This window comes from Streptomyces flavochromogenes, assembly GCF_000717595.1.
In the GTDB taxonomy this organism is placed as follows: Bacteria; Actinomycetota; Actinomycetes; order Streptomycetales; family Streptomycetaceae; genus Streptomyces; species Streptomyces flavochromogenes.
Genome location: NZ_JNZO01000002.1, coordinates 77,980 through 90,019 on the forward strand (window position 1 = coordinate 77,980; position 12,040 = coordinate 90,019).

Sequence of the window (12,040 nt, forward strand, 5' to 3'; positions counted from 1 at the left end):
TCATCACGATGGGCAACCGCCCCGACGACCTGCGCGCGCTGATCGACTCGGTCGCCGGGCAGGAGGGCGACCGCATCGAGGTCGTCGTCGTCGGGCAGGGCACCCCGGTCTCCGGGGTGCCCGACTGGGTGCGGACCGTCGACCTGCCGGCCAACGTCGGCATCCCCGCCGGCCGCAACGTCGGCATCGAGGCCTTCGGACCCGGCGGCACCGACGTCGACGTCCTGCTCTTCCTGGACGACGACGGGCGGCTCGCGCACACGGACACCGCCGAACTGGTCCGGCAGGCCTTCACCGCCGATCCGCGCCTCGGCATCATCACCTTCCGGATCGCCGACCCGGAGACCGGGGCCACCCAGCGCAGGCACGTGCCGAGGCTCCGCGCCTCCGACCCGATGCGCTCCTCACGGGTGACGACCTTCCTCGGCGGCGCCAACGCCGTACGCACCAAGGTGTTCGCCGAAGTCGGCGAGCTTCCGGGTGAGTTCTTCTACGCACACGAGGAGACCGACCTCGCCTGGCGCGCGCTCGACGCCGACTGGATGATCGACTACCGTGCGGACATGGTGCTGCTGCACCCCACCACAGCACCCTCCCGGCACGCCTCGTACCACTTCAACGTGGCCCGCAACCGAGTCTGGCTGGCACGCCGCAATCTGCCCGCGCCCCTGGTGCCGGCGTATCTCGGCGTCTGGCTCCTGCTCACCCTGGCCCGTCGGCCCTCGCTCCCCGCGCTGAAGGCATGGTTCGGCGGATTCCGCGAAGGCTGGAAGACCCCCTGCGGACCGCGCCGTCCCATGAGGTGGCGTACGGTGTGGCGGCTGACCCGGCTGGGTCGCCCCCCGGTCGTCTGACATCGTGGTACCGACGTGCCGCGCATCTTGAACACGAAAGTTTCGACTTGTGAGTGACACACAGCAGGGCGGGGCGGTCGCGACGAGCGCGCCCCCGTCCGTCGACGACGGCCTGACCCCGGCCGCGCTCGCCGAGAAGTACGGGCTCTCGGTCAGCGGCGCCCGGCCCGGACTGTTCGAGTACGTCCGCGAGCTGTGGAGCCGCCGCCACTTCATCCTGGCCTTCTCCTCGGCGAAGCTGACCGCCCAGTACAGCCAGGCCAAGCTGGGCCAGGTCTGGCAGGTGGCGACCCCCCTGCTGAACGCCCTGGTCTACTACCTGATCTTCGGGCTCATCCTGGACGCCGGCCGCGGCATGACCAAGGACGTCTACATCCCGTTCCTGGTCACCGGCATCTTCGTGTTCACCTTCACCCAGAGCTCGGTCATGGCCGGTGTCCGGGCGATCTCCGGGAATCTGGGCCTGGTCAGGGCCCTGCACTTCCCGCGGGCCTCCCTGCCGATCTCCTTCTCGCTCCAGCAGCTCCAGCAACTGCTGTTCTCGATGATCGTCCTCGTGGCCATCGCGATCGCCTTCGGCAGCTACCCGTCGGCCCGCTGGCTGCTCCTGCTCCCGGCGCTGTTCCTGCAGTTCGTGTTCAACGTCGGCCTGGCCATGATCATGGCGAGGATGGGCTCCAAGACGCCCGACCTCGCCCAGCTGATGCCGTTCGTGATGCGGACGTGGATGTACGCGTCCGGTGTGATGTTCTCGATCCAGACGATGCTCGCCGACAAGCCGGCCTGGATCGCCGACATCCTCATGTACAACCCGGCGGCCGTCTACATGGACCTCATCCGGTTCGCGCTGATCGACGGCTACGGCGCCGAGAACCTGCCGGCGCACGTCTGGATGACCGCGCTCGCCTGGGCCCTGGTCTTCGGCATCGGCGGCTTCGTCTACTTCTGGAAGGCCGAGGAGAGGTACGGCCGTGGCTGACACCGACACGAACATCAAGCGGTCCGACGTTCCCACCGTCATCTGCGACGACGTCCACATCGTCTACCGGGTCAACACCGGTGGCGGCGGCAAGGGCAGCGCCACGGCGGCGCTCAGCCGGATCGTCGGCCGCGGCAAGGCCGAGGTCAGCCGGGGCGTCCGCAAGGTCCACGCGGTCCGCGGCGTCACCTTCACCGCCTACCGCGGCGAGGCCATCGGCCTCATCGGCTCCAACGGTTCCGGCAAGTCCACGCTCCTGCGCGCCGTCGCCGGGCTGCTCCCCACCGAGAGCGGCAAGGTCTACACGGACGGTCAGCCCTCGCTCCTGGGCGTCAACGCGGCCCTCATGAACGACCTCACCGGTGAGCGCAACGTGATCCTGGGCGGCCTCGCCATGGGCATGAGCCGCGAGGAGGTGCGCTCGCGGTACGACGGGATCGTCGACTTCTCCGGCATCAACGAGAAGGGCGACTTCATCAGCCTGCCCATGCGCACGTACTCCTCCGGCATGGGCGCCCGGCTCCGCTTCGCCATCGCGGCCGCCAAGAACCACGACGTCCTGCTTATCGACGAGGCGCTGGCGACCGGTGACCGCAAGTTCCAGATCCGCTCCGAGGAGCGCATCCGCGAGCTCCGCAAGGAGGCCGGCACGGTCTTCCTGGTGAGCCACAGCAACAAGTCCATCCGGGACACCTGTGACCGGGTGCTCTGGCTGGAGAAGGGCCAGCTCCTGATGGACGGGCCCACGGACGAGGTCCTCAGGGCGTACGAGCGGGAGACCGCCCGCTGATCTTCCGCGCCGTACCTTCGGGCCGCCCCCGCCGCTTTCCGGTGGGGGCGGTTCCGTTTTCCGCGCGTCGTGCCGTCACCCGGAATGTTCATGCTGGCAACATCGGGCAGGATGAGCCCATGGCAGCGATCTCGGGGGGAAAGACCTACCACCACGGCGATCTGCGCAACGCGCTGATCTGCGCCGCCGTCGACCTCGCCACCGAGGGCGGCCCCGAACGGGTCGTCCTGCGCGAGGCGGCCCGCCGGGTGGGCGTCTCGCCCACCGCCGCCTACCGGCACTTCGACGGCCGCGGCGAACTCCTCCGCACCGTCAGGACCCACGCCCGGTGCGTGCTCGCCGACGCCATGGAGCGCGCCGCGGGACGCGAGCCCGGGGCCGACGACCCCGCCCTCGCCGCGGAGCGCCGGCTCGCCGCCCTCTGCCGGGGGTACGTCGGCTTCGCCGTCGACCAGCCCGGCCTCTATCGGGCCGCGTTCTGCGTGCTCCGCCCGGACGGCACGGCCGGGGCGATGCCGGAGCGGCAGGTCCCCGAACCCGAGATCCGCGCCTTCACCCTGCTCCGGGACGCCATCGAGGGCCTCGCTCGCGTCGGCACGCCGCGCCCGGCCGTCCGCCCCGCCGCCGGTGCCGCAGCGTGGTCGGCCGTGCACGGACTGTCACTTCTCCTGCTCGACGGGCCTCTTCGGCGCCTCCCCGCACAGCGCAGGAACGCCGTCGTCGAGACCACCCTCGCCATGGTCGTCTCCGGCACGCGCGCCCTCTGACCTCCACGGAAGCCGAACTGCCTTGCGGTGCCGCAGGGTTGACGACTCGTACGGGTGACGCCGGGGACGCCTCGCACCCCGGAATGGCGACGGCCGTCGTACGACGTAAGCTGGACCGGTCTGTTTCGCGGCAAGTAGGGCGATACCCCACGACCATCGGGCCTCCGGGCGACGGCTCTACGGGCAGGGGTCGGCGGCGTGTCCGAAATAGGATGGATTGACTCGGCAGTGTAGAACGGGAGACGTGACGGCCATGACGCAGAATCTCCAGCTCCACGAGGGTCTCGCCGTCCCTCCGTCGGGCAGTGACCTGTGACGGAAACCCGGCAGGCGCGCATCGACGCCTCCTCGCGCACCACCCTCGGCAAGGCCGCGGACGAGAACTTCCCCGTGGCTCCCTTCTTCCTGCCCCGGGCCTGGCGCGACGACCTGATGGCGGTCTACGGCTTCGCCCGCCTCGTCGACGACATCGGGGACGGCGACCTCGCCCCCGGCGGGGCCGACGCCCGTCACCTCGGCCTCGACCCGGCGACGGCACAGGACCGGCTCTCCTTCCTCGACGCCTTCGAGGCCGACCTCCGCCGCGTGTTCGACGGCACCCCCCGCCACCCCCTCCTGCAGGGCCTCCTGCCGACCGTGCGCAGGTGCGGGCTCACCCCCGAGCCGTTCCTCGGCCTGATCGCCGCCAACCGCCAGGACCAGCAGGTCGGCCGCTACGAGACGTACGACGACCTCCTCGCGTACTGCGAACTCTCCGCCAACCCCGTCGGGCGGCTCGTCCTCGCCATCACCGGCACCGACACCCCCGAGCGGATCAGGCGCTCCGACGAGATCTGCACCGCCCTCCAGATCGTCGAGCACCTCCAGGACGTCGCCGAGGACCTCGGCAACGACCGCGTCTACCTCCCCGCCGAGGACCTCAAGCGGTTCCACGTCACCGAGAGCGACCTCGCCCTGCCCACCGCCGGCGCCTCCGTCCGCGCCCTGATCGCCTTCGAGGCCGGGCGGGCCCGCGACCTGCTCCACGCGGGCGCCCCGCTCGTCGGCAGCGTCCACGGCCGGCTCCGCCTCCTCCTGGCGGGCTTCACCGCCGGAGGGCTCGCGGCACTCGACGCGATCACCGACGCCGGATACGACGTGCTGACCGGCCCACCGAAAGCCACCAAGCCGAGCCTGATGCGCCAGGCGGGAGCGGTTCTGCTCCGGGCGCGGAGAGAGGGGTGAGCGCGACCGTGGAGGCACAGCCCCAGCCGTCCGCACCGGTACAGGCCGCCTACAGCTACTGCGAGGCGGTCACCGGACAGCAGGCACGGAACTTCGCCTACGGAATCCGGCTGCTGCCGACCGAGAAGCGCCAGGCGATGTCCGCGCTGTACGCGTTCTCCCGACGCGTCGACGACATCGGCGACGGCACCCTCGCGCCCGAGGCCAAGCAGGAACGCCTGGAGGCCACCCGCGAGCTGCTCGACCGGGTCCGCGCCGGGAAGATCGACGAGGACGACACCGACCCGGTCGCCGTCGCCCTCGCCGACTCGGCCCGCCGATTCCCCATCCCGCTCGGCGGACTCGACGAACTCATCGACGGCGTCCTCATGGACGTGCACGGCGCGCGCTACGAGACCTGGGACGACCTCAAGGTCTACTGCCGCTGCGTCGCCGGGGCGATCGGCCGGATCTCCCTCGGCGTCTTCGGCACCCAGCCCGGCGCCACGGGCGCCGACCGCGCCCCCGAGTACGCCGACACCCTGGGCCTCGCGCTCCAACTCACCAACATCCTCAGGGACGTACGCGAGGATGCCGGGAACGGGCGGACCTATCTGCCCGCCGACGACCTCGCCAAGTTCGGCTGCGGTGACGGCTTCGGAAGCGAGAAGCCGCCCGCCGGCGCCGACTTCGCGGGGCTCGTCCACTTCGAAGTGCGGCGCGCCCGCGCCCTGTTCGCCGAGGGCTACCGGCTGCTGCCGATGCTCGACCGGCGCAGCGGCGCCTGTGTGGCCGCCATGGCCGGCATCTACCGTCGTCTCCTCGACCGGATCGAACGCGACCCCGAGGCCGTGCTGCGCGGCCGCGTCTCGCTGCCGGGCCGGGAGAAGGCATATGTCGCGGTGCGCGGCCTCTCCGGCCTGGACACCCGCACCGTCGCCCGGCGCACCGTCAGGAGGCGTGCCTGATGCCTCCGCGCACCGCCACCGCCGCCCGCCGGGCAACCCCGGGCACCGCACCGGCGTCCCTGCCGTGGGCGGCCCGGGCCATGACGACCCCGACCGCGATGATCCCGACGACCCGAACGGAGGCCGTGTGACCCACGAAGGAACCGAGCAGCACGCCCGGAAGCCCCACGCCGTGGTCGTCGGCGGCGGGCTCGCCGGCATCACCGCGGCGCTCCAGCTCGCCGAGGCCGGCGTCGGCGTCACCCTGCTCGAAGGCCGGCCCCGGCTCGGCGGCCTGGCCTTCTCCTTCCGCCGGGGCGACCTCACCGTCGACAACGGCCAGCACGTCTACCTGCGCTGCTGCACCGCCTACCGCTGGTTCCTCGACCGGGTCGACGCCGCCCGGCTCGCCCCGCTGCAGGACCGTCTGGACGTCCCCGTCCTCGACGTCGGCCACCCGCGCGGGCCGAGGCTCGGCCGGATCCGCCGCGACAACCTCCCCGTACCGCTGCACCTGGCGCGCAGCCTCGCGACGTACCCGCACCTCTCGCTCGCCGAGCGGGCCTCCGTCGGCCGGGCCGCGCTCGCCCTGAGGAAGCTCGACCCCGCCGACCCGGCGCTCGACGGCATCGACTTCGCCACCTGGCTCGGCCGGCACGGCCAGTCCCCGCGGACCGTCGACGCCCTCTGGGACCTGGTCGGCATCCCCACCCTCAACGCCCCCGCCCCGCAGGCCTCCATGGGGCTGGCCGCGATGGTCTTCAAGACCGGTCTCCTCTCCGAGCCCGGTGCCGCCGACATCGGCTGGGCACACGTCCCGCTCGGCGAACTCCACGACACCCGGGCCGCGAAGGAGCTCGACGCCCTCGGGGTGCGCACCGCGCTCCGGACCAAGGCCGAGCGGATCTCCCGTACCGATGACGGGCGTTGGGCCGTCGACGTACCCGGCGAGACGCTCGTCGCGGACGCCGTCGTCCTCGCCGTACCGCAGGAGGAGACCCACGGCCTGCTGCCCGAGGGCGCCCTCGACGACCCCGACCGGCTCCTCGACATCGCCACCGCGCCCATCCTCAACCTGCACGTGATCTACGACCGCAAGGTGCTGAAGCGGCCGTTCTTCACCGCTCTCGGCTCCCCGGTGCAGTGGGTCTTCGACCGCACGGACTCCTCCGGGCTCACCGGCGAGGGCCAGTACCTCGCCGTCTCCCAGTCCGCCGCCCAGGACGAGATCGACGAGACCGTCGCCGCCCTGCGCGCCAGGTACCTCCCGGAGATGGAGCGGCTGCTGCCCGCCGCGCGCGGCGCCGGGATCCGCGACTTCTTCGTCACCAGGGAGCGGACGGCCACGTTCGCCCCCACCCCGGGCGTCGGCCGGCTCCGCCCCGGCGCCCGCACCCAGGCACCGGGGCTCTTCCTGGCCGGGGCCTGGACCGCCACCGGCTGGCCCGCGACCATGGAGGGTGCCGTCCGCAGTGGTTTCAGCGCCGCGGGTGCCGCGCTCTCCGCCCTCGGCCGCCGCCATGACCATCCGCTGCAGGAGGCGGCATGAGTGTGATTACCGGAACAAGAGGAGAGACCGTGCCGACTGTGCCGCCGGGTCATCCGGCCGTCGACACCGCGGACGTGTCCGCACTGCTGGAGCGGGGGCGGACCCTGTCCACCCCCGTACTGCGGGCGGCCGTCGACCGCCTCGCACCGCCCATGGACACCGTGGCCGCCTACCACTTCGGCTGGATCGACGCGCAGGGCAACCCCACGGAGGGGGACAGCGGCAAGGCCGTCCGCCCCGCGCTCGCCCTGCTGTCGGCCGAGGCCGCGGGCGTCGCCCCCGAGGTCGGGATCCCCGGGGCCGTCGCCGTGGAGCTCGTCCACAACTTCTCGCTGCTGCACGACGACCTGATGGACGGGGACGAGCAGCGCCGCCACCGCGACACGGTGTGGAAGGTGCACGGCCCCGCACAGGCCATCCTGGTCGGCGACGCCCTGTTCGCCCTGGCCAACGAGATCCTGCTGGAGCTCGGCACGGTGGAGGCCGGCCGGGCGACCCGCCGGCTCACCACCGCGAGCCGCAAGCTCATCGACGGCCAGGCCCAGGACATCTCCTACGAGCACCGCGAGCGGGTCACCGTCGAGGAGTGCCTGGAGATGGAGGGCAACAAGACCGGCGCCCTGCTCGCCTGCGCGGTCTCCATCGGTGCCGTCCTCGGCGGGGCGGACGACCGCACCGCCGACAAGCTGGAGGAGTACGGGTACCACCTCGGGCTCGCCTTCCAGGCCGTCGACGACCTGCTCGGCATCTGGGGCGACCCGGAGGCCACCGGCAAGCAGACCTGGAGCGACCTGCGCCAGCGCAAGAAGTCCCTGCCTGTCGTCGCCGCCCTCGCCGCCGAAGGGCCCGCATCCGAGCGGCTCGGCGAACTGCTCGCCGCGGACGCCAAGTCCAACGACTTCGACTCCTTCTCCGAGGAGGAGTTCGCCACCCGCGCGGCCCTCATCGAGGAGGCCGGAGGCCGCGATTGGACCTCCCAGGAGGCCCGCCGCCAGCACGCGATCGCGATCGAGGCACTCGACGAGGTCGACATGCCCGCCCGGGTGCGGGCGCAGCTCGTCGCGCTGGCCGACTTCGTGGTCGTACGGAAGAGATGATCACCATCACCCTGATATGAGTTCGCGGTCGCCGGCCGGTGCCACCCGGCGCCGGCCGACGGCAGACCCGTAGAAGCAGAAGTAACCGACTGCGCAAAGGGGAAGCCATGACAGCGACGACCGACGGAAGCGCCGGGGCCGTGGGCCCCCGGGCAGCCGCGGCCAGCACGACGAACGAGCTCCGACGGGGTGATGACGCCGCGTCGGGGATCGGCGGGACCGCCCCGCCCGACGCGTCCGGCCTCGACGGGGCCGCCGCGCGGGCGGCGGAACGGGCCGCCGGGCATCTGCTCGCCCGACAGGACCCCGAGGGCTGGTGGAAGGGCGACCTGGAGACCAACGTCACCATGGACGCCGAGGACCTCCTCCTCCGCCAGTTCCTGGGCATCCTCGACGCCGGCACCACGCACGCCGCGGCCCTCCACATCCGCCGCGAACAGCGCGAGGACGGCGCCTGGGCCACCTTCTACGGCGGGCCCGGCGACCTCTCCGCCACCGTCGAGGCCTATGTGGCCCTGCGGCTCGCCGGAGACGCGCCCGAGGCCCCGCACATGGCCCGGGCCTCCGCCTGGGTCCGCGCCGGCGGCGGCATCGCCTCCGCCCGGGTCTTCACCAGGATCTGGCTCGCCCTCTTCGGCTGGTGGCGCTGGGAGGACCTCCCCGAGCTGCCCCCGGAACTGCTGTTCCTGCCCAAGTGGTTCCCGCTCAACATCTACGACTTCGGCTGCTGGGCCCGGCAGACCATCGTGCCGCTCACCGTGGTCTCCGCGAAGCGCCCGGTCCGCCCCGCGCCCTTCCCGCTCGACGAGCTGCACACCGACCCGGACCTGCCCGCCCCGCCGCGGCCGCTCGCCCCGGCCACCGGCTGGGACGGGCTCTTCCAGCGCCTCGACAAGGCGCTGCACGTCTACCACCGGGTGGCGCCGCGCGCCCTGCGCAGGACCGCGATGAACCAGGCCGCGCGGTGGATCATCGAGCGCCAGGAGAACGACGGCTGCTGGGGCGGCATCCAGCCGCCCGCCGTCTACTCCGTCATCGCCCTCCACCTCCTCGGCTACGACCTCCAGCACCCCGTCATGCGCGCCGGACTCGAGTCGCTCGACCGGTTCGCCGTGTGGCGCGAGGACGGCTCCCGGATGATCGAGGCCTGCCAGTCGCCGGTCTGGGACACCTGTCTCGCCGCCATCGCCCTCGCCGACGCCGGGCTCGCACCCGACCACCCGGCCCTGGTGAAGGCCGTGGACTGGATGCTCGACGAGGAGATCACCCGGACCGGGGACTGGGCCGTACGGCGGCCCGGACTGCCCCCGGGCGGCTGGGCGTTCGAGTTCCACAACGACAACTACCCCGACATCGACGACACCGCCGAGGTGCTCCTGGCCTTCCGCCGGGTCAGGCACCCCGACCCCGCCCGGCTGGAGGCGGCCGTCGCCCGGGGCACACGGTGGACGCTCGGGATGCAGTCCAAGGGCGGCGCCTGGGGCGCCTTCGACGCCGACAACACCAGCGTCCTCCCCAACAAGCTGCCGTTCTGCGACTTCGGCGAGGTGATCGATCCGCCCTCCGCGGACGTCACCGCCCATGTGGTGGAGATGCTCGCCTTCGAGGGACTGGCCCAGGACCCCCGTACCCGCCGGGGCATCGAGTGGCTGCTCGCGGCACAGGAGCCGAACGGCGCCTGGTTCGGCCGCTGGGGCGTCAACCACGTGTACGGCACGGGCTCGGTGCTCCCCGCGCTCACCGCGGCCGGGCTCCCCGTCTCCCATCCGGCGATCCGCCGGTCCGTCCGCTGGCTCGGGTCCGTCCAGAACCAGGACGGCGGCTGGGGCGAGGACCTCCGCTCCTACCACGACGAGGCGTGGATCGGGCGCGGCGCCTCCACCGCCTCCCAGACCGCCTGGGCGCTGATCGCCCTCCTCGCCGCCGGCGAGCGGGACTCCGAACCCGTCCGCCGGGGCGTCGCATGGCTGGCCGAGACCCAGCGCGAGGACGGCTCCTGGGACGAGCCGTACTTCACGGGCACGGGCTTCCCCTGGGACTTCTCGATCAACTACCACCTCTACCGTCAGGTCTTCCCGCTCACGGCGCTCGGACGCTACGTGTACGGGGAGCCCTCGCCCGGCAAGGTCCGCTGATGGGCCGCGAGCCGGGACCCGGCGCCCCGCCGCCGCTGCTGATCGCCTGCGCCCTCGGCATCGAGCAGCTCGCCCTGCGCAGCGGGGACCGGGCCGGCGCCCCCGGGCCCGTCACCGTGCTCCGAACCGGCATGGGGCCCGACAAGGCCCGCCGGGCCGTCTCCCGGGCCCTCGGCGCGCCCGGATGGCAGGACGCCGCCGTCATCGCCTCCGGCTTCTGCGCGGGGCTCGCCCCCGGGATGCACCCGGGGGACCTGATCGTCGCCGACGAGACCCGCGGTCCCGACGGCACGATCTCCTGCACCGGGACCGAGCTCCTGGTGAAGGCCCTGGTCAGGGCCGTGCCCGGGCGGGCCGTCCACACCGGGCCGCTGACCGGCTCCGACCACGTGGTGCGCGGCCCCGAGCGGGCCGCGCTGCGCGCCACCGGCGCCATCGCCGTCGACATGGAGTCCGCCGCGACGCTGGGGACGGCCCGCGGCGGTCCGGGGCCGGACGCCCGCCCGGTTGCGGCCGTCCGGGTGGTCGTGGACGCTCCAGAACATGAACTGGTCCGGATCGGCACGGTACGCGGGGGAATATCGGCCTTCCGTGTTCTTCGTGCCGTCCTTCCCGCATTCTTCGAATGGCACCGTTCTTTGCTGCTCCCCAGGAGGTGAGCGAGTTATGGCCATGCCGCTCCGTCAGTCCATCCGGGTCGGGACCTACCTCTTCGAACAGAAGCTCCGCAAGCGTGAGAAGTTCCCGCTGATCGTCGAGCTCGAGCCGCTGTTCGCCTGCAACCTCAAGTGCGAGGGCTGCGGAAAGATCCAGCACCCGGCAGGTGTCCTCAAGCAGCGCATGCCGGTCGCCCAGGCGGTCGGCGCCGTCCTCGAGTCCGGCGCCCCCATGGTGTCCATCGCGGGCGGCGAGCCCCTGATGCACCCCCAGATCGACGAGATCGTGCGCCAGCTGGTGGCCAAGCGGAAGTACGTCTTCCTCTGCACCAACGCGATGCTGCTGCGCAAGAAGCTGGAGAACTTCACGCCCTCGCCGTACTTCGCCTTCGCCGTCCACATCGACGGCCTGCGCGAGCGGCACGACGAATCCGTCGCCAAGGAGGGCGTGTTCGACGAGGCGGTGGCGGCGATCAAGGAGGCCAAGCGGCGCGGCTTCCGCGTCACCACCAATTCGACCTTCTTCAACACCGACACCCCGCAGACCATCATCGAGGTGCTCAACTACCTCAACGACGACCTTCAGGTCGACGAGATGATGATCTCGCCCGCGTACGCGTACGAGAAGGCCCCCGACCAGGAGCACTTCCTCGGCGTCGAGCAGACCCGCGAACTGTTCAAGAAGGCCTTCGCCGGCGGAAACCGGCGCCGCTGGCGTCTCAACCACTCGCCGCTCTTCCTGGACTTCCTGGAAGGAAAGGCGGACTTCCCGTGCACCGCCTGGGCCATTCCGAACTATTCGCTCTTCGGCTGGCAGCGACCCTGCTATCTCATGAGCGACGGATACGTCCCCACGTACCGCGAACTCATCGAGGACACCGACTGGGACAAGTACGGCCGCGGCAAGGACCCGCGCTGCGCCAACTGCATGGCGCACTGCGGCTACGAACCCACCGCCGTCCTGGCCACCATGGGTTCTCTCAAGGAATCCCTGCGCGCGGTCAGGGAGACCGTATCCGGGAACAACGGGTGATCGACCGTGAAGGGGCGACCGCTCATGAGG

Annotated in this window: 12 protein-coding genes; all 12 read left to right on the plus strand. The window is 72.0% G+C overall.

The annotated features are described in order from the left end of the window. Positions 1 to 8: 8 nt before the first annotated feature. The 12 genes from IF00_RS0102440 (at position 9) to hpnH (ending at position 12,010) form a co-directional block, all read left to right on the plus strand. Positions 9 to 854, plus strand: a complete 846-nt coding sequence (locus IF00_RS0102440; protein ID WP_051819794.1) for a glycosyltransferase family 2 protein — start codon at positions 9 to 11, stop codon at positions 852 to 854. Between the two features lie 49 nt (positions 855 to 903). Beyond that, positions 904 to 1,833, plus strand: a complete 930-nt coding sequence (locus IF00_RS0102445) for an ABC transporter permease (protein ID WP_030313686.1) — start codon at positions 904 to 906, stop codon at positions 1,831 to 1,833. Beyond that, entirely contained in the window at positions 1,826 to 2,623 is a 798-nt protein-coding gene (locus tag IF00_RS0102450; protein WP_030313687.1) for an ABC transporter ATP-binding protein, read from the plus strand. Before IF00_RS0102445 ends, IF00_RS0102450 begins: the two co-directional genes overlap by 8 nt. 119 nt (positions 2,624 to 2,742) lie before the next feature. After that, complete coding sequence (locus IF00_RS0102455; protein ID WP_030313689.1) at positions 2,743 to 3,390, plus strand: TetR/AcrR family transcriptional regulator; 648 nt, start codon at positions 2,743 to 2,745, stop codon at positions 3,388 to 3,390. Between the two features lie 312 nt (positions 3,391 to 3,702). After that, complete coding sequence (gene hpnC, locus IF00_RS0102460) at positions 3,703 to 4,614, plus strand: squalene synthase HpnC (protein ID WP_030313691.1); 912 nt, start codon at positions 3,703 to 3,705, stop codon at positions 4,612 to 4,614. Further along, the gene (gene hpnD / locus IF00_RS0102465) at positions 4,611 to 5,561 is read left to right on the plus strand and encodes a presqualene diphosphate synthase HpnD (protein ID WP_030313692.1); all 951 of its coding nucleotides are present in this window, start codon (positions 4,611 to 4,613) and stop codon (positions 5,559 to 5,561) included. Before hpnC ends, hpnD begins: the two co-directional genes overlap by 4 nt. Then, on the plus strand, positions 5,561 to 5,692 hold the full coding sequence (locus tag IF00_RS47580; protein WP_280922602.1) for a hypothetical protein: 132 nt from the start codon (positions 5,561 to 5,563) through the stop codon (positions 5,690 to 5,692). The genes hpnD and IF00_RS47580 overlap by 1 nt, the downstream gene beginning before the upstream one ends. Beyond that, on the plus strand, positions 5,689 to 7,089 hold the full coding sequence (gene hpnE / locus IF00_RS0102475) for a hydroxysqualene dehydroxylase HpnE (protein WP_051819702.1): 1,401 nt from the start codon (positions 5,689 to 5,691) through the stop codon (positions 7,087 to 7,089). The genes IF00_RS47580 and hpnE overlap by 4 nt, the downstream gene beginning before the upstream one ends. After that, entirely contained in the window at positions 7,086 to 8,186 is a 1,101-nt protein-coding gene (locus tag IF00_RS0102480) for a polyprenyl synthetase family protein (RefSeq protein ID WP_209439725.1), read from the plus strand. The genes hpnE and IF00_RS0102480 overlap by 4 nt, the downstream gene beginning before the upstream one ends. 107 nt (positions 8,187 to 8,293) lie before the next feature. Continuing rightward, entirely contained in the window at positions 8,294 to 10,321 is a 2,028-nt protein-coding gene (gene shc / locus IF00_RS0102485) for a squalene--hopene cyclase (RefSeq protein ID WP_030313696.1), read from the plus strand. Then, the gene (locus IF00_RS0102490) at positions 10,321 to 10,980 is read left to right on the plus strand and encodes a phosphorylase family protein (protein ID WP_030313698.1); all 660 of its coding nucleotides are present in this window, start codon (positions 10,321 to 10,323) and stop codon (positions 10,978 to 10,980) included. Before shc ends, IF00_RS0102490 begins: the two co-directional genes overlap by 1 nt. Positions 10,981 to 10,987: 7 nt before the next feature. Then, positions 10,988 to 12,010 (plus strand): adenosyl-hopene transferase HpnH, encoded by a 1,023-nt coding sequence (gene hpnH, locus IF00_RS0102495; protein WP_030313699.1) that lies wholly within the window; start codon positions 10,988 to 10,990, stop codon positions 12,008 to 12,010. Positions 12,011 to 12,040: the final 30 nt, after the last annotated feature.

What these genes read in the sequence shown, in the direction of transcription:
- IF00_RS0102440 (WP_051819794.1), top strand. Translation starts at nt 9, where the DNA reads ATGGGCAACCGCCCCGACGACCTGCGCGCGCTGATCGACTCGGTCGCC.
- IF00_RS0102455 (WP_030313689.1), top strand. Translation starts at nt 2,743, where the DNA reads ATGGCAGCGATCTCGGGGGGAAAGACCTACCACCACGGCGATCTGCGC.
- IF00_RS47580 (WP_280922602.1), top strand. Translation starts at nt 5,561, where the DNA reads ATGCCTCCGCGCACCGCCACCGCCGCCCGCCGGGCAACCCCGGGCACC.
- IF00_RS0102480 (WP_209439725.1), top strand. Translation starts at nt 7,086, where the DNA reads ATGAGTGTGATTACCGGAACAAGAGGAGAGACCGTGCCGACTGTGCCG.
- shc (WP_030313696.1), top strand. Translation starts at nt 8,294, where the DNA reads ATGACAGCGACGACCGACGGAAGCGCCGGGGCCGTGGGCCCCCGGGCA.
- IF00_RS0102490 (WP_030313698.1), top strand. Translation starts at nt 10,321, where the DNA reads ATGGGCCGCGAGCCGGGACCCGGCGCCCCGCCGCCGCTGCTGATCGCC.
- hpnH (WP_030313699.1), top strand. Translation starts at nt 10,988, where the DNA reads ATGGCCATGCCGCTCCGTCAGTCCATCCGGGTCGGGACCTACCTCTTC.